Genomic DNA, 17244 nt, shown 5'->3' with positions numbered 1-17244 from the left:
GTCAGTGCGTCGGAACAGGTGTTGGACGGCCGCCTGCCACCGCCGCGAGGCTGTGGGCATCCCCCCTCTTCCCGTTCAGGAGCCCGATTGCCCCCGCGCGCCTTCCCCACCTCCTACCGGCGGCTGTTCGCGGCCCCCGGCGCCGCCGCCTTCACGCTCGCCGGGCTGCTCGGCCGGCTCGCGCTGTCGATGACCGGCGTCTCGCTGGTGGTGCTGCTCTCCGAGCGGCGGGGCTCGTACGGCCTGGCCGGAACGGTCTCGGCGGCCGGGCTGGTCACCGGCGCGATCGGGATGCCGCTGATCGGCCGCCTGGTGGACCGGTACGGGCAGGCGCGGGTGACGGTGCCGGCCACGCTGTACAACGCCGTCCCGCTCACCGGCCTGCTGCTCTGCGTCCGGTTCGGCGCGCCGGACTGGACGCTGTACCTCTGCTCCGCGGCCTGCGCCGCCTCCCCCAACCTCGGCGGCATGGCCCGCTCCCGCTGGGCGCACCTGTACCGGGACGACCCGGCCGCCCGGCACCTGGCCAACTCCTTCGAGCAGGCACTGGACGAACTCTGCTTCATGGCCGGGCCGGTGCTCGCCATGCTGCTGTGCACCACGCTCGCCCCGGAGGCCGGGCTGATCACCGCCGGCACGCTGGGCACCACCGGCGCCCTGCTGTTCGCCGCCCAGCGGCGCACCGAACCGCCGCTGCCCCCCGCCCCGGCGCCGGAGCCAGGGCCGGGACCGGGGCCCGGGGCGGCCGGCCCGCGGCACGGCTCCCCGCTGCGAGTGCCCGGACTGCGGGTGCTCGTGCTGACCTTCCTGGCGACCGGCATGGTCTTCGGCGCGACCGAGATCACCACCGTGGCGTACGCCGACGCGCTCGGACACAAGGCGGCGGCGGGCGCGCTGCTGGGCCTGGTCGCGGCCGGATCCTGCCTGGCGGGGCTGCTGTTCGGACTGCTGACGCCGCGCCGGGCGCCCGGCGTCCGCTTCCTGACCGGGGCGGCGGCGATGGCCGCGGTCCTGCTGCTGCCGCTCGCCGCCGGGCTGGGCGGGGCCGGGCTCGGGGTGCTCGGGGTGGTGCTGTTCACCGCCGGCACGGCCACCGCGCCGACCATGGTCACCGGGATGACGCTGGTCCAGGAGCTCTTGCCGCAGCGGCAGTTCAACGAGGGCATGGCGATGGCGGTGTCCGGCATCGTGGTCGGCATCTCGGCCGGCGCGGCGCTCGCCGGGACGGTCGCCGAGCACGCCGCCCCCGGGACCGGCTACGCCCTGCCCGCCTCGGCGGCCGCCGTCGCGCTGCTGATCGCGCTGACCGGGCGGCGACACCTGCGGGCGGGCGGGTCGTCGGCGTCGGGGCCGGAGCCGGGGGCAGGGACGGAGGCCACGCCGGGGTCGGGATCGGGATCGGGATCGGGCTCAGCACCCGCGCCGGGATCGGTGAACTTCCCGGCGCCGAGCGGCGCTTGCGGCGCAGCGGCGGAAAATTCCGAGCGGGCTGTCAGTGCCTCCGTCTAACGTCGGGTCATGGCAGAAATCACCTACGTCCGAGGCGATGCCACCGCGCCCGTCGGCAAGGGCGTGAAGGTGATCGCGCACGTCTGCAACGACCTCGGCGGCTGGGGCAAGGGCTTCGTGCTCGCGCTCTCCAGACGCTGGCCCGAGCCCGAGGCCGCGTTCCGACGCTGGCACCGGGAACGGGCGAAGAACGACTTCGGCCTCGGCGCCCTGCAAGTGGTGCGGGTCGCGCCGTACGTCTGGGTGGCCAACCTGGTCGGCCAGCGCGGCATCCGGACCGGGCGCTCCACCGGGGTGCCGGTGCGGTACGAGGCGATCGACGCCGGGCTGGCCGCGCTGGGTGACCGCGCGCTCGAACTCGGCGCCTCCGTCCACATGCCGCGGATCGGCTGCGGCCTGGCGGGCGGGCGCTGGGAGAAGGTCGAACCGCTGGTCACCGCCCGGCTGACGGCGCGCGGCGTGCCGGTGACCGTCTACGACTTCGACTGATCCACCACGTCCACGTCCACCCGGGCCCGTCCGCGCCCGGTCCGACTCCGACCAGGAGTGGTTCCGGACCGGAACCATCTCCGACCGACCCCTACGACGACGGCGCCTGTCGACCCGGCCAGGCGTACACGTACTCGGGCAGCACGAACCCGCCCGGGAAGACGCCCTCCTGCGCCCGGACCCGCACGGCGCCCTCGCGTTCGTAGAAGGCGACCGCGCGGGTGTTGTCGCGCAGCACCTCCAGGAAGAGTTCCGCCCCGGGGTGCCGCTCGGCGACGAAGGCACGGGCCGCGGCCACCAGCGCGCGGCCGATGCCGCCGCCGGTCAGGCCGGGGCGCACGTGCAGGTTGTCGATCAGCACCCGACCGTCGGGCTGCGGGACGAGGTAGACGAACCCGTCCAACTCCCCGCCCCGTTCGGCGACCAACAGTTCGGGCGTGTTCTCCGGCCCGCCGTAATCCGCGTCCAGGCGCAGCTCCCACAGCTCGCGCCGCTGGGCGGCCATCCCGTCACCGAGCGCCTCCTCCGGGACGATCCCCCGGTAGGCGGTGCGCCAGCTGTGAGCGTGCAGTTCGGCGACGGCCCCGGAATCCCGGGGGCCACCGCGCCGGATGACGGCCTGGCCTGAACTGATCATGTGACCAGCCTCCCACAGAGATGGAGTTGAACATGTTCAACCGAAGCGTCTACAGTTCTGCCAAGATTTTGAACGTGTTCGAATCGCAGGGGGTGGTGTGCGTGGCACCGGGTGTGGAGGGGACATCCGGTGCCACGAACACCGACACCGGGTGGAACCTCGTCTCCGGCTAGGCTCGGTCCCGTGGACGACCTGGCAGCGACGAACCGAACGGACGGCAAGAACGGTACGGCCGAGGACCCGGCCGCACCCGGCGCGGAGGCCGGGCCCCTGCCCGGCGGCCGGGCGCAGCCGAAGACCGACAAGAGTGAGGCGACTCGAGCCCTGATCCTGGAGACGGCCATGCGGCTGTTCCAGGAGCGCGGCTACGAGAAGACCACCATGCGCGCCATCGCCACCGAGGCGGGCGTCTCGGTCGGCAATGCTTACTACTATTTTGCGGCGAAGGAATTCCTGATCCAGGGGTTCTACGACCGAATGACCTACGACCATGCGGCGGACGCCAGGACCCGCATGGCCGGCACCCGGGACTTCTCGGAGCGGCTGCAGATCGCACTGGAGTCCTGGCTCGACACGGCCGCGCCGTACCACGAGTTCGCCGCGCAGTTCTTCCGGACGGCCGCCGACCCGACCAGCTCGCTGAGCCCGTTCTCCAACGAGTCGCACCCGGCGCGGGCAACCGCCGTGGAACTGTTCCGCGAGGTGTTGCAGGGCTCGGAGCTGGCGCCGAAGCTGGACGCCGAGCTGGTCGAGCTGCTGCCCGACGTGCTCTGGCTGCACCTCATGGTCGTCGTCCTGTACTGGGTCTTCGACCGCACCGAGGACACCGAGCGGACCCGGGAATTCGTCCGCCGGTCCACCCCCATGGCGGCTCGGGTGATCAACCTGTCCCGCTACCGGGTGTTCCGGCCGATCGTCCGCGATGCCAAGGGGCTGATTCAGGACTTCATCCTCCCCACCATCGGGAAAACCGCCGTCAAGTAGGGCGGCTTGAACCAGGGATGAGGTGTCCGGGCGCTCCCGAGGTCGGGAGCGCCCGGCCATGACGCCGGGGTGCTCGATCCCACCGACAGGCCTCGGCATCGGCGCGGCACCGGGTTCTCCGGGGAATCGAGCCTGTGCCCGCCGGCCGCTCCCGACCGCGCCGCCAGTCCTCGAAGGGGGGCGGTCCGGGCGCTGTCGGCGCAGCCGCATGAACGCCGAGCAAGGTCCCACGCGGCCCACGGGGTGTGCCCCCGCCGATCGGGTTGCCGCCTCGGTGGACCCGGTCGGTTCAGAAGTTGTCCGGGTTCCAGGCCTGCAGCGGAGTGCGCAGCAGCAGGTCCGCGGCGGCGGCCGCACCCGGGCGCAGTTCGGTGACCAGGGCGGCCGCCGCCAGCCTGGAGGCCGTCTCCGCGCCGAGGTAGAGCGAGCCCAACTCCGAGGCGCCGAGGGCGAGGTCGGCGTCGTCCGTGCTGCGGGTGCAGCGGCCGGTGCCGTCCGCGGCGACCTCCAGCGCCCAACGGCCGGACGCGAAGCCGAGCTTGTCGTCCACCTCCAGCACCACCCGGCCGGGGGCACCGTAGGTCCGTGCGCCGAACGCGGCCTCGACGTCCAGCACCCGGAGCCAGGTGAAGTCGGAACTCTCCTCGTGCGGGGTGGCCGCGCGCCGGTCCTGGAGCAGCAGCGGCAGCGGGTCGTCCGGGGAGGCGTTGCCCATCGCGATCCTGGCCACCCAGTCGACGGACATCAGGAAACGCCAGAGCTCGACCGTGGTCGGCAGGTCGAGGGCGATGAACTCCTGGACGGTGAGCGTGCAGTCGGGGTAGTCGCCGTCCCACTTGTCGTCGACCCGGTAGACCACCAGCCCGGTGACCGTCCCGTCGGCGTCCCGGTGGACGGCCGCGAACGGCTCCTTGAAGTCGAAGCCCGGCACCTGGACCTCACCGCTGGTGCGCTGCCACCACAGCTCGTCGCGGTCGATCGCGCCCGGCTGGGTGCGCCGCCAGCGCTCGTGCAGGCCCGGCCCGAGCTCGCGCAGCTCCGCCATGGTCACGAAGTCGATCCGGCCGCCGGGGACGCCCGGCAGTCCCTCGCGCAGGCCCCGGGCGCGGCGCAGGTCGACGCGCCAGCCGGCGCCCCGGGTCGCCGGGCCGAACCCGAACCGGCCGTAGATGGTGTACTCGGCGGCGATCAGGATGGCGACCGACGTGCCGCGCTCGGCGGCGGCCGAGAGGTCCCGGCGCATCATCGTGCTGAGCAGGCCACGGCGGCGGTGGGTGGCGCTGACCGTGACGTGGGTGATGGCGTCGGCCGTGATGACGGCCCCGCCGGGGACGGTCAGCTCCGCGTCGTAGCTGCGGAAGGTGGCGATCTGGCGGTCGCCGTCGAAGCCGGCCAGCAGCCGGCCCGGCTCCCACTGCCGGCGGCGTACGTCCGCCGCGCTGCTCACGTGCGGACGCATGAATCCGAGGACCAGCGCGCGGTCCCAGGCCGCCACCTCGTCCTCGGTGATCGCCCGCACCCGGAGCCCGTCGACGGTGTGGACGGCCGTGTGATCGGTGCTGTTGCCCATGGGGCCACCGTACGGCGGCCCCCCGGCGACGGCACCCGATTTATTCCGTGCCCGACCCGACGTGCTCCCCGGGGACCACCACCCAGTGGTTGGTGTGCAGGACGCGGTCGGCGAAGTCCAGGTCCCGCTCGCCGAGCAGCCGGAAGCCGAGAGCCCGGCAGATCCCGTTGGACGGGCCGTTGGCGACCCCGGGGTTGGCGTGCACCGGGCCCCAGCGGCCGTCCGCGGCGGCGGCGTCCAGCACCCGGCGGACGGCCTCCTTGGCGAGCCCGCGGCCCTGGTACCCGGGCAGCACCATCCAGCCGATCTCGGAGACCGTCGCGCCGTCCTCCTCGTCCGACCAGAGCGTCACCGTGCCCGCGACCTCGCCGTCCTCGGCGCCGTCCGGGACGATCATCTTGATCCAGCAGCGGTCCGCCGCCACCTCGACCAGATCCTTGCGCAGCCGCTCCGCCACCCGTTCCCGGGGCAGCGGGCCGCCCAACTCGGCCATCATCAACGGGTCACAGCGCATACGAACGTACGCCCCGTCGTCCTCCGCCCGCACATCGCGCAACAGCATGACGCCTCCTCAGCCGGTCCGGGCGGCCACGCTACCGCCGACCGCCGACATTGGCGCGGGGGCTCCCGTACTGCCATCCTCGTGGCGGTTCAGGTACGGACGACCTCCCGGGGGGAGCCATGGACGACGAGTACCTCCGCAAGCTGAAGGAGTACGAGGGCCGGAGCACGACGGCGAAGGCGCTGGGCGGGCTGACGGTCCTCGGCTGGCTCTGGGCGGCCTGGCTGGTCCTCTCCCCGGTCGACGGGGACTGCGGCTCGCCGGCCTTCTACGAGCCGCTCGGCTTCCACCTTCAGGAGATCTGCGACTCGCAGGTCATCGGCCGGATCGGCGGAGCGGTCGCGGTCGCCCTCCTGACGCTCCCGCTCTGTGCCGCCTGGCTCTGGACCGGCACGGGGCTGCGCGCCTGCCGCGAGGAGCTCGGCGCCCTGCTCGACCGGTAGCCCGCGGACGGTCCGCCGGACGGCGGTGGGCGAGGGGCCCGGATCGCGGCCGGGCGCTCCGACTGCGCCGACCGGAACGGACGGCCGTCCGCGCGGACCTGGTCGCGGCGCTGCTCGCCGCCGGCCGGCGGTGGAGCGCGGTGACGGTCCGGGGCGGTACCCCGAGCAGGCGCCGGCCGAGGCACGGCCCGCACCGCAGTCCGGGCTCACGGCCGGGCGTAGAAGTCCGGGGTGCCCATGATCCAGAGGCTGGCCTGCTTGATCGGCATGCCCGCGCGCGGGGCCTCGATCATCTGGTCGTCGCCGACGTAGAGCCCGACGTGGTGGATGTCGGCGGCGCGCCCGGTGTCCGTCCAGAACACCAGGTCCCCGGGGCGCAGCCGGCGGTAGTCGATCCGGGAGCTCTGGGCGTACTGGTCGGCGGCGAAGTGGTTGAGCTCCCGGCCGCCCTCGCGCCACGCCATCATGGTCAGCCCCGAGCAGTCGTAGCCGTCCGGGCCCTCGCCGCCCCAGACGTAGGGCAGGCCGATCTTGGACTTGGCGAAGGCGACCGCGGCGGCCGCGCCCTCGGCGGACCACGGGCGCGGCTCGGTCGGCACGGCGGGCGGTGCGGCGGGGGCCCTGGCCGCGGCTGCCGCGGCTTCGGCGGCCTCGGCCTCCCGGGCGGCCTGCTCGGCGGCGGCGCGGGCGGCGGCCTCGGCCTCGCGGGCGGCGATCGCCTCCAGGGCGTCGCGGCGCTCGCGTTCCAGCTCGACGGTGGTGTTCCGGGCGGCGGCCAGTTCAGTGAGCAGCTGCTCGCGGTGCCGGGTGGCGGCGGCGACCTCGCCCTGCTGGGCGGCCAGTCGCTGCTCGGCCCGCGTCCTGGCCGCGCCGACCTCGGCGGCGGCCTTCTCGGCGGCCCCGGTGGCGGTCCGGGCGGCGTCGGAGGCGCTGCGGGCGGCGGCGGCCGTGGCGGTGGCGGCGTCCAGGACCTGCCGGGTGCGTGCGCCGGCCTGGCCGACCGCGACGGCGCGGTCGCCCGCCTCGCGCGGGCCGTGGGCGCCGAGCAGCGCGTCGAAGGCGGACAGTTCGGCGCCCGCGCCCTGGCGGTAGGTCTCGGCGGCGAGCCGGGCCGCGTCCTCGGCGGCGGCCGACCGCTCGGCCTCGGCGGCGGCGGCGTGCTGCACGGCGGCGCCCTCTTCGGTGCGCGCCCGGGTGAGGGCGAGCCGGGCGCCGTTGTAGGCCTCGACGGCCTGGTCGGCGCCGCGCCCGGCCCGGTCGAGCTCGGCCCTGGCGGCGGTCAGCGCGGCTTCCAGGGCCGCGGCGGCGGCGGTCTTCCCCGCGGCCTCGGCGCGGGCGCGGTCGATCTCCTCGGTGCTCGGGTAGGGCTCCTCGCCCCGGGCCCGGCCGGCCGCCGGGTCGCCGACGGCCGGGTCGCCGGTCGCCGGTGCGGCCTGGGCGGTGGGGAGCAGCCCGAACAGGGCGGTGAGCGACAGCAGGAGGGTCGGCAGGAACCTGCGCGCCATGCGGCATCCCTTCTCACGGGTCCGGAGGGGACGGCGGCGGACGGCGCGCGGCGGATGGCGCACGGGGGCGAACGGCGCTCGGGCGGCGGCGGTGGCCGGGCGGCCGGGAATCCGACGGATCATCCCATCACGTGACAGAACGGTCACATGGCGCTCATGTTCTCAATTCCGGCGGCCCTCGTAGCCGCAAAGCGCTCCGCCGGTCGGGTGACCATCGGATGATCCGACCGGCCCCCGCCTCCGGCAGGGCACCCGGGGTGCACGAACTACCGGTGGATCCGGCGCGTGTGCGTCCGCAGCCGGGGGTGTCGCTCCGGCCGGCGCTCCAGCCCCGTCGGCCCGACGGCGTAGGTCCGGCTGCGCCCCGCCCGGACCGAGCGGCGGCGCTGCTGCGCCCGGTGGGAGCGGCCCGGTCCGGCCCCGTACGCCGGACCCTCCCCGGCCGGGGGCTTGGCCGTCGCCCCGGCGGCCGCCGCCGAGCGGCGGTCCGCCAGCCGGGCCTGACGGCGGGCCAGCGCCCGGGCGGCGTGCGCGTCGAGGTGGGCCGTGGCCCGGGCGGACATCCGCTCGGCGACCCGATGGGCGGCGGGGTGGTTGACCGGCACCTTGTCGGGGGCGCCGGCGATCAGGTCGAAGAGCCAGGTGCGGGCCCGGTCCGCGCGCCGGTGCAACAGGCGCTCGCGCCGCAGCGCGCGCGCCCGGCGCCGGGGGCGCGTGGTGTACCGCCAGCGGGCCCAGGGACTGCTCGGACGGGCCAGCCGGATCGCGCCGATCCAGGACAGGCCGGGGACCATGATCCCGAGCAGGCCGGTCCACACCTTGCCCTTCAGCAGGGTGATCACCGAGGCGAGCGCGTTCACCGAGATCACCGTGATCAGACCCCACCGGGTGTCCTCGCCCGGCAGCGCGCCGAACGGCACGTACCCGATCAGCAGCAGGGCGGTGAACAGGATCCCGAAGATCACCGCGTCCACCGACTTGCGGCCCTGCTCCCCCCAGTACACGTCGTCCAGGTGCAGGATCAGCGCGAACTCGTCCAGCACCAGGCCGCAGCCGATGCCGAAGGCCAGCCCGAACCAGTTCATCCACGGCTGCCCGCCGTAGGTCGCGAACACCCCGATGCCGCCGAGCAGCAGGAAGCCCAGCCCGAACACCATGTGGTGGATGTGCAGGCCGCCGGGAGTCACGTTGCCCGGCCACCAGCGCACCTTCGCGCGGATCATCCGGACGCTGAACCGGATGAACACGAAGGACGTGATGAAGCCGACCAGCAGCAGGAACAGCGGTTGCTTGTGCGCGTTGACGATGTGTTCGCGGTAGCTGTCCAGCAGTGTGGTCATGCGCCTTACCTTCGTTCCTGGTCCTGCGTCCTGCCTGCCCTCACGTGCCCCGGGGCCCGACGGGCCTCCGACCCGGGTCGACGCGCGGTCAGAACCCCCGGGTGCGCTTGGCCGCCCGGCGCGGCATCACCGGGTACAACGAGGGAAGCTCGGCGCCGACCGGCGGTTTCAGGAACAACCGGGCTATCTCCCCGCCGAGGTTCACCCCGACCGCCAGCGCCATCGCGATCGCCGCCGCCCGGAACACCGACACCAGACCGGCGCTGGAGTGCCCCTGGGCGAAGGCCAGCATCCCGAGGTAGAGCGCCGAACCCGGCATCAGCGGGCCGATCGCGGCGGTCACGTAGGGCAGCGCCGAATCGTTGCGGTAGCGCGCCATCAGCTGGCCGAAGAGACCGACCAGGCCGGCCGCCACCCCGGTCGCCGCGATCGGGTTGACGCCCGCGTTGTACACCAGCGCGCCGTAGCTGGCCCAGCCGATGCCACTGTTGGCCGTCACCAGGGCGAGCGAGCGGCGGTCGGTCTGCAGCAGGGTCGCGAAGGCCAGGGTCAGCAGCATCGCGGCGACCATCTGGACCGGCGGGGAGCTGATCCCCGCCAGGCTCTCGTCCGGCCGCAGCTTCGCCTCGAAGCCGACGCCCAGGTAGAGGATCACCATGACGCCTATCACGATGCCCGCGACCAGGTAGATCACTTCCAGCAGACGGGCCGCGGCGGTGATGTAGAAGCCGGTCAGCCCGTCCTGGACGGCGGCCACCAGCGCGCGCCCCGGCAGCAGGGCGAACAGGCCACCGGTGATCACGACCGAACCGCGCAGGCCCCAGTCGTTGAAGGACAGGATGATCCCGGAGGCGGCGGCCGGCATCGCGGCCGCCACGAACTGGTAGAACTCCGGCAGCCGGCGCCGGGCCAGCGCGGAGGCCAGCCGGTCGCCGAGGACGGCGGCGATGAAGGCGCTGGCGAAGACCAGCCAGGCCTTGTCGTCGATCCGGCCGCCGACCAGGAAGGTCGCCGCGCCGGCCAGCAGGCCGGTGGTCAGCGCGAGCATCCAGGCCGGGTACGGGTGCCGGTTGCGGCGGATCAGGGCGAGCCGGCGGTAGGCGTCGTTGACCGTCACCTTCTCCGCGGTGATGTCCGCGACCAGCTCGTAGACGGCGTTCAGCCGGGTGTAGTCGGAGGTGCGGCGGCGCACCACGCGGTCGGCGGTGACCGGCGGCTCGACCAGCGAGGGCTGGTGCGAGATGCCGATCAGGGTGAAGGTCACCTGCGGCTCGCAGCGGTCCAGCCGGTAGGCGTGCGCGATGCCGAGCATCGCCGCCTCGACGTCCTCGGCGGCCTCGCCGCTGGCCAGCAGCAGCTCACCGATGCGCAGGGTCAGGTCGAGGATGCGCGGGACGTTGCGGGCGGTGCCGGCCGAGGGGTGCAGCTCGCGGGCGGTCCGCTCGAAGGCCGGGCGCTCGGACATCGGCGTGCGCAGCAGCGTGCGCATCCGGTCCGGCCAGGGCGCCTCGCCGGGGGCGCCGGCGGTCAGGTCGGCGACCGGGATGCCGGTCGGTGGGGTGTAGCCGGCGGCCCGCCACTCCTCGGGGGTCAGGGTGTCCTCGACGAGCGGGCGACGGCGGGCCGGGCGCGGCGGGCCGGACCGGGCACCCTGGGGGCGGACCTCGACGGTGAGCTCGGGGTGCGGCTCGGCGGACGGACCGGCCGTCCGCCCGGGCAGCGGTTCCGGCAGCGGCTCGGGCAGCGGTTCCGGCAGCGGCTCGGGCAGCGGTTCCGGCAGCGGCTCGGGCTCCGGCAGCGGCTCCGGCTGCGGCTCGGGCTCCGGCAGCGGCTCCGGCTGCGGCTCGGGCTCGGGCGCGAGCAGGCCCCTGGTCTCCGGCACGGGCGGGGCGAGCGGGATGACGATGGTGGGCTCGACGAGCGGGGCGGGGTGGCCGAGCAGGCCCTCGGTGGGCGGGGCGTCGGCGGGGTGCACCGGCTGCGGGGGTGTCTGCCGCGTCCGGCGGACCGCCCGGCCTCCCCTCGCCCGCTTGCCCGCACCCGGTCGGCCCCGCTTAGGCACTTCCGCTCCTCGCCACCCCTGGTGGCCGCCGGCCACCGCTCGATCTCGGGTTACACCTTGCCTGATCGAACAGCCCGACGCACATGTACGCGACGTCCCGCGGCCCCGGCGGCGGGCGCCTACCCGGCGCGGTGGCCGGAGACGCGGTCCCCGCCGGACCGGCGGGCCCGCAGCAGTTCGATCGCCACCGGGACCACCGAGACCAGCACGATGCCGACCAGGATCGCCTCGACGTTGTCCCGGACGAACGGGATCTGCCCCAGGAAGTAGCCGAGCACGGTGACCCCGCCGCCCCACAGGACGCCGCCGACCAGGTTGAACACCACGAAGCTGCGGTAGTTCATCCTGCTCACCCCGGCGACGACCGGCGTGAACGTGCGCACGATCGGCACGAAGCGGGCCAGCACGATCGCCTTGGGCCCGTGCCGCTCGAAGAAGGCGGCGGCCTTCTCGACGTTCTCCTGCTTGAACACCCGGGAGTCGGGCCGGCGGAACAGGCCCGGGCCGACCTTGCGGCCGAAGAGGTAGCCGACCTGGTCCCCCGCCACCGCCGCGACCACGATCAGCGTGCAGACCAGCCAGAGCGGCTGGTGCAGGTAGGTGCCGCCGGCCACCAGCAGTCCGGTGGTGAACAGCAGCGAGTCGCCGGGCAGGAAGAAGCCGATCAGCAGGCCGGACTCGGCGAAGACGACGGCCAGGATGCCGAGCAGACCGAAGGTGGAGATCAGGGTGGTCGGGTCGAGCCAGGACGGGCCGAGGGCGAGGCTGGTCACGGTGCGGGAACTCCGGAGGTCGAGTCTTGGCAATGGAAAGGTAAAGCATTGACAAAGACTCGCACCCCGGTCGAATGGTTCCCGGGAGGGGGGCGGACCGGCTCCGAACCCGGCCGGGAACGCACCGCTCCGGGCCCGGCCGGGAACGCACCGGCCCCGGCGAGGGCCCCGGGAAGGGGCGGCCCGCCGGGGCCGGTGCGGTCGGAGGTCGCCGGTGCGGTCGGAGGTCGCCGGTGCGGTCGGAGGTCGCCGGTGCGTCGGTGCGGCTTCCGCCCGGCGTGGCCGCCGGCGGTGGCCGACGGCCGTCAGAGGCCGTAGCGCTCGACGATCTCCTCGTGCCGGGCGACGTCCGCGCCGGCCGCCTCGGCGAGGGTCGCCCAGGCGAGCGGGTGCGGCCAGTGGCCGGTCAGCCGGTGCAGCAGCGCGTCGGCCTCGGCGGCCGAGGCCGTCGGCGGCACTCCGAGCGCGGCGTAGATCCCGGGCAGCGTCTCGTCGTCGTCCGCCGGGTCGGTGATCCGGTACTGGTCCCCGCTGTACGCCCAGACCGCGTAGCCGGCCTCCTGCAGCCGCTCGCGCAGGGTGCCCCACGGTTCGTCGCCGGGCCAGCCGCCGTCGATCCAGTAGGTGGTGTACCCCGCCGGGTCGAGCAGGGTGAGCAGCTCGAACGCCGGACGCCAGTGCTGCCGCTCCTCCTCGTCGGCGTCCTCGGCCGGCGGGCGCTCCAGCAGTGCCGGGGCGAAGACCACCACGTCGCCGTGGTTGAGCGTCAGGTCCTCGCCGAGCACCGGCAGGATGCGGGCGGTGGCCGGACCGGTCCGGACGGCGGGCAGGTCGGCCGTCGCACCGTTGGTGCGGGTGGCCCGGACGGTGACCAGCTGCCACTCCTCGTCGACCGGGCCCTCGGGTTCGTCGAACTCGATGCCCAGCAGCGCGCCGGTGGAGCGGACCACGGCCCAGTCCCGGTTGGCGGTGGCCGCGGTGATCAGGTGCCAGAGGTCGGGCTCCTGGACCGTCCGGTGACTCTCTTCCTCCGCGACCTCCCCGGCGGGCAGCGCGCGCTCCAGCAGCTCCTGGTGGAGCCGCTGCGCGGTCGCGTGGTCTCCCAGCTCGGTGGCGGCCCGGGCGGCGAGGCGCCGGGTGTTGAGCACCGCGTCGTCCAGCGCCAGGATCGCCTCGCACTGCTCCAGCGCCTCGGCCCAGCGACTCTCGGCGACGGCCCAGCGGGCGCGGGTCCAGTGCGCGTCGGCGGGTGCGGTGACGGCCAGCCGGTCGGCGAGGCGGCGCACGCCGTCGGCGTCCCGGGCGCCGATCAGCATCTCGCCGAGCGTGCCGGTCAGCTCCCGGTCCTCCGGGTCGGCCTCCAGCCGCTGCCACAGCAGGTCGGCCGCGGCGCGGGCGTGGCCCAGGCCGCCCAGCAGGGTGGCCAGCTGCACCGTCGTTCCGGTGGCGCCGGCCTGTTCGCCCCGGTACCGGTCCAGGGCGACGGAGAGCAGGTCGACGCCGGTCTCGACGGGCACCCCGGCCTCGGCCAGGTACGCCGCCAGCTCGTCCGGCGGAACGGGCAGCTCGGGCTGCGGCAGTGCTTCGGCGGCCGCGCGCAGGGCCGCGACCTCTTCCGCCACGCCGTCGGTGCGCCGCAACCGGGTGAGCTTGCGCTGCCCGGTCGCGGCGAGGGTCAGTGCCACCGTGCGGGCGCCGCGGGCGAGGGCGAGCCGACCCGCCGCCAGCAGCAGGTCCACGCAGGGGCGGTGCGCACCGGCGTCGTCCAGGTAGCCCACCCAGCCGGCCAGCGCGGCGCCCAGCTCGGCGTCGTTCTCCCACGCGCCGGCCGCGACCAGCAGCTCGACCGTCTGCGTCCAGGTGGGCCGCAGGTCCGCGTGCTGTTCGGCCTCGGCACGGTCGGGGAGCAGGGCGAGCGCCTCCTCCGTGCGGCCGAGCGCGGCGAGCGCGCGGGCCCGCAGCAGGGCGCCCCAGCGCCGGTCGCGCTCGTCCAGCCGGTGGCCCTGCGCCTGCTCCGCCTTCTCGGCGGTGTCGAGCAGCTCCAGCACCTCCTGGTACCGGCCCAGCAGGTGCAGGGTCCCGGCCCGGGACTGGTGGAAGCGCAGCGAGACCCGCTGGCCGGCGGCCCGCATCCGGTGGGCCGCGGTGTCCAGGTGGTCGAGCGCCTCGGCCGCCCGGCCGTCGTCCTCCAGGGCGTCGGAGTACTCGCGGGAGAGGCAGTCGTAGCAGGCGCGGCCGGGCTCGATCCGGCCGAGCGTCTCGCCGACCACCTCCAGCCGCTCGGTCACGTAGCCGGGCCCGTCGACCCGGGCGTGGCAGATCGCGAAGTCCTGGACCACGCAGACGGACTGCGGGCAGCCGGCGGTCCCCTCCCGGTGGGCGAAGTCCAGCAGGTCGACCGCCTCGGGCATGACCGCCTCGCCCTGCTGGCGCTTGTTCAGCAGGTTCTGCAGCCGCCAGTGCCGCAGGTAGACCTCGACCCAGGGCAGGTCGAGCGACCGCGCGGCGGCGAGCGCCTCGGGGTAGAGCGCGTCCAGCTGGTCGTTGCGGCCCTCGGTGGCGAGCTCGGGCAGCTCGACGACGGCGTCGGCAAGCCGGTGGTGGCCGGCCTCGGCCAGCTGCCGGTGGGCGTCCCGCACCCAGGACCAGATGTCGGTGGTCATGCTTCTTCCCCCTGCGTCGTGCTGATGGATTGTCTACCGCGGACCACTGACGGTCCGTCCGTCACGCTTCGCCCGGGAGCGCACCGGGGCTGTCCGGGACGTCCGGCAGGCCGGCCGGGACGGCGGCGGTCAGGGCGGAGACCGCGGTGCCGACACCGGCCAGCGCGGCGGTGAGGTCGCCCCCAGTCGGGCCGGACGAGGCCGCGGCCATGATCACCTTGAGCGAGCGGAGCAGCCCGGCGGCGGTGGCGCTGCCGGTGTGCCCGGTGCGGTAGGCGGCGAGCAGGTCCCGGACCGCCGGGCAGTCCAGGTTGAGGTAGAGCCGGGCCCTGACCGCGCCGTCGGTGCGGGCGGTGAAGGCGCGGGCCAGCCGCAGCGCGGCGGACGGGATCCGGGCGTCCGCCTGGTCGTCCTCGATCCGGGCCTTCAGCTCGGCCTCGCGGTCCGGGACGAGCACCAGCGGCAGACCGGGCGGGTCGAAGCGGGCCGCGACGAGCTGCTCGCCCGGGTCGGCGAGGGCGCCGGCCAGCCAGGCCGCCTCCCCGTCGGGCAGCGGCCGCTCCGGGTCGCGGAACAGCTCGCGGTTGCCCTGCTCGCTGCCCAGTTCGACCAGCCGGCAGCCGCGCAGCTGGGCGTAGCGGCGCAGGAACGGCAGCACGGCGTACCGGTCGCCGCGCGCGATCGGCACCCGCATGGCCCGGTACAGCATCTCCTCGAAGCCGCCGCCGCTGCCGAGCGCGACGTGCACCGCTCCCCCGCCCGCCGCGCGCAGCGCACCGGCGGTGAGGTCGCCCTGCGAGGTGGGCACCGGGACGTCGTCGGCGAGCAGGGTGAACAGCCGCTCGTCGCAGAGCGCGGCGCCGAGCAGGTCCTGGCCGTGCCGGGCGAGGATGCGGCGCCAGGCGGCGGGCCGCAGCCGGGCCGTCTCGTACAGGCCCTCCACGATGGCGTCGGTGAGGGCCTTCCGGAGCGCGCGGTAGTGCTCGTCGCGCTGGAGGTCCTCGCGGCTGGCGGTGGGGGTGAGCCGGTTGGACTCGACCACGCCGCCGATGAACCCGGCCCAGCCGGGCAGCAGTTCGCGGGCGTCCTCGGCGAGCAGCATGCCGCGCAGGTAGACGGCGAGGTCGCGGTTGTCGCTGCTGCCGTAGGTGCCGCCGTCCTGGACCCAGAGCAGGCCGATCGCGTCCGTCGTGCCGTCGACCGGGTGGACCGGGAAGGCGGTGAGCGGCTCGAAGCGGCGGCCGAAGGCGGCGGCGAAGCGCATCCGGGCCGCGTACCGGTCGCCGTCGGAGGGGCGGCGCGGAGCGTCCCGGTCAGGGGTGGAGGCGGGCGACGGGAGGGCCTCCTGGCGCCAGGGCACCTCGACGGAGTTGACGGGCCGCTCGTCGTCGCCGACGTGGACGGGGATCGGGAGCAGCACGCAGTAGCGGCCGAGGATCTCGCGCAGGGCGTCCTCGTCGGCGAGGTGGGCGTGCTCGGCCTTGAGCGCCAGCTCGACCACGGTGCCGGGGCGGGGCCTGGCGGGCGCCGGCTCGACCCGGTACTGCTCGCCGCCGCGGCTGCGGTAGCGGTGGCCGAGCGTCGGCTCGCGGTGCGAGGTGGTGGTGACGGTGACCTCGTCGGCGATCGAGAAGGCGGACAGGAAGCCCAGCCCGAAGGCGCCGATCAGCTCCTGGTTGCCGGTCAGTTCGCGCAGCATGCGGGTGTAGCCGGTGCCGACGGTGGCCAGGTAGGAGTGGATCTCCGGCTCGGTGAGTCCGGCGCCGGTGTCCTCGATGGCGACGGTGCGCCGGGCGGAGTCGGCGCGCACCCGGATCAGCGGGCGGTGGTCGCCCTCCGGGTCCTCCAGGAGCCGGCGGGTGTGCGAGTCGTGCGCGTTCTGGACCAGTTCGCGCAGGGCCACCAGCGGGGTGGAGTAGAGGTGGGTGGCGAGGACGTTCACCAGGCCGCCGAGATCGACCTCGGTCGTCCGCAGTTCCTCGACGGGGGTGGGCTCGGGCGGGACACCTTCAGACATGGGTCCCCAGTGTGCCAGTGCGACAATCCGCCGACCATTTCTTTCTTCTTGACGGAATGACGGATTGCGGTCAACTCCCAATTGACCAGATCGCCACCATCGGGGGAATTGCCACCCGTTCGGTGGAGTTCGTCCACACCGCTGGTGAATGCTGAACGGGCGACGTCAGGCAACGGCGCCCCCGGAGCGGCCACTCCGGACGGCGCCACAATTCGCACCTCCAGTCAGGGAGACCAGCGTGTCCCGTATTCGCGCAGCCGCCGCCGTCACCGCCCTCGGGGCGTTCCTCCTCGTGGGCCTCGGCGCCGCCACCGCGCACGCCGACAACGGCGCCGCCGCGATCGACCACTCCAACGGCAGCGTCGTCAGCAACGCCGGCAGCGGCAACGTCGTCGGCAGCGTCAATGGCAACGTGGTCAACACCCAACAGACGGCGACCGGTTCGGGTGCGAGCAACCAGAACAACGGCCTCGCGGTGACCGGAAACGGCGGGAACATCGGCGCCCTGCAGGGCAACGGCAACGTCGACGCCCGGGTGTACTACCCGCACGTCCTCTACTAGGTCCTGTCCGGTACCGAGCCTTCCGGGCCGGGGGGCCCGCCCCCGCCCCCCCGGGGGGGGCCCCCGCCCCCCCCGGGGGGAGGCCCGCGCCCCCCGGGGCGGGGCCCCGGGCGCCCGGCCCCGCGGCC

The 17244-nt window shown here is 74.8% G+C and carries 14 protein-coding genes; 5 read left to right on the top strand and 9 right to left on the bottom strand.

The features are described 5' to 3' along the window. The first annotated feature begins 87 nt into the window (after window positions 1-87). The gene (locus ACFV0O_RS13585) at window positions 88-1509 is read left to right on the top strand and encodes an MFS transporter (RefSeq protein ID WP_380340645.1); all 1422 of its coding nucleotides are present in this window, start codon (window positions 88-90) and stop codon (window positions 1507-1509) included. 9 nt (window positions 1510-1518) lie between these two features. Then, window positions 1519-1998 carry a macro domain-containing protein gene (locus ACFV0O_RS13580; protein WP_380340642.1) on the top strand — a complete coding sequence of 160 codons (480 nt, stop codon included), beginning with the start codon at window positions 1519-1521 and terminating at the stop codon, window positions 1996-1998. 91 nt (window positions 1999-2089) lie between these two features. On the opposite strand, the gene ACFV0O_RS13575 is transcribed toward ACFV0O_RS13580, so the two are convergent. Further along, window positions 2090-2635 carry a GNAT family N-acetyltransferase gene (locus tag ACFV0O_RS13575; protein WP_380340640.1) on the bottom strand — a complete coding sequence of 182 codons (546 nt, stop codon included), beginning with the start codon at window positions 2633-2635 and terminating at the stop codon, window positions 2090-2092. A 183-nt stretch (window positions 2636-2818) separates the two neighbouring features. Here ACFV0O_RS13575 and ACFV0O_RS13570 point away from each other — a divergent pair, with 183 nt between their 5' ends. Next, on the top strand, window positions 2819-3619 hold the full coding sequence (locus ACFV0O_RS13570; protein WP_380340637.1) for a TetR family transcriptional regulator: 801 nt from the start codon (window positions 2819-2821) through the stop codon (window positions 3617-3619). Between the two features lie 289 nt (window positions 3620-3908). Here ACFV0O_RS13570 and ACFV0O_RS13565 read toward each other — a convergent pair whose 3' ends face one another. Further along, window positions 3909-5189 (bottom strand): GNAT family N-acetyltransferase, encoded by a 1281-nt coding sequence (locus ACFV0O_RS13565; RefSeq protein WP_380340635.1) that lies wholly within the window; start codon window positions 5187-5189, stop codon window positions 3909-3911. A 40-nt stretch (window positions 5190-5229) separates the two neighbouring features. Next, window positions 5230-5751, bottom strand: a complete 522-nt coding sequence (locus tag ACFV0O_RS13560; protein WP_380340632.1) for a GNAT family N-acetyltransferase — start codon at window positions 5749-5751, stop codon at window positions 5230-5232. Between the two features lie 119 nt (window positions 5752-5870). Between ACFV0O_RS13560 and ACFV0O_RS13555 the strand changes: the two genes are divergently transcribed. Next, entirely contained in the window at window positions 5871-6194 is a 324-nt protein-coding gene (locus ACFV0O_RS13555; protein WP_360252643.1) for a hypothetical protein, read from the top strand. Between the two features lie 206 nt (window positions 6195-6400). Here the strand turns inward: ACFV0O_RS13555 and ACFV0O_RS13550 are convergent, their stop codons facing one another. The 6 genes from ACFV0O_RS13550 to ACFV0O_RS13525 form a co-directional block, all read right to left on the bottom strand. Continuing rightward, on the bottom strand, window positions 6401-7699 hold the full coding sequence (locus tag ACFV0O_RS13550) for a C40 family peptidase (protein WP_380340630.1): 1299 nt from the start codon (window positions 7697-7699) through the stop codon (window positions 6401-6403). 266 nt (window positions 7700-7965) lie between these two features. Beyond that, on the bottom strand, window positions 7966-9039 hold the full coding sequence (locus tag ACFV0O_RS13545; protein WP_380340627.1) for a hypothetical protein: 1074 nt from the start codon (window positions 9037-9039) through the stop codon (window positions 7966-7968). Window positions 9040-9127: 88 nt separating this feature from the next. Continuing rightward, window positions 9128-11014: a threonine/serine exporter ThrE family protein gene (locus tag ACFV0O_RS13540; RefSeq protein WP_380340624.1), complete on the bottom strand. Its 1887-nt coding sequence runs from the start codon at window positions 11012-11014 to the stop codon at window positions 9128-9130. 206 nt (window positions 11015-11220) lie between these two features. After that, window positions 11221-11874 carry a DedA family protein gene (locus ACFV0O_RS13535; protein ID WP_380340621.1) on the bottom strand — a complete coding sequence of 218 codons (654 nt, stop codon included), beginning with the start codon at window positions 11872-11874 and terminating at the stop codon, window positions 11221-11223. A gap of 305 nt (window positions 11875-12179) precedes the next feature. Further along, window positions 12180-14537 (bottom strand): tetratricopeptide repeat protein, encoded by a 2358-nt coding sequence (locus ACFV0O_RS13530; RefSeq protein WP_380340619.1) that lies wholly within the window; start codon window positions 14535-14537, stop codon window positions 12180-12182. A 61-nt stretch (window positions 14538-14598) separates the two neighbouring features. Continuing rightward, the gene (locus tag ACFV0O_RS13525; protein ID WP_380340616.1) at window positions 14599-16554 is read right to left on the bottom strand and encodes an ATP-binding protein; all 1956 of its coding nucleotides are present in this window, start codon (window positions 16552-16554) and stop codon (window positions 14599-14601) included. A gap of 238 nt (window positions 16555-16792) precedes the next feature. On the opposite strand from ACFV0O_RS13525, the gene ACFV0O_RS13520 reads away from it, so the two are divergent. Beyond that, window positions 16793-17116 (top strand): hypothetical protein, encoded by a 324-nt coding sequence (locus ACFV0O_RS13520; RefSeq protein ID WP_380340613.1) that lies wholly within the window; start codon window positions 16793-16795, stop codon window positions 17114-17116. Window positions 17117-17244 lie beyond the last annotated feature (128 nt).

It is taken from the genome of Kitasatospora sp. NPDC059577, from assembly GCF_042735475.1.
GTDB lineage: Bacteria > Actinomycetota > Actinomycetes > Streptomycetales > Streptomycetaceae > Kitasatospora.
The sequence above is the reverse complement of the archived record's forward strand: the minus strand, read 5'-3'. Positions and strand labels throughout refer to the sequence as shown.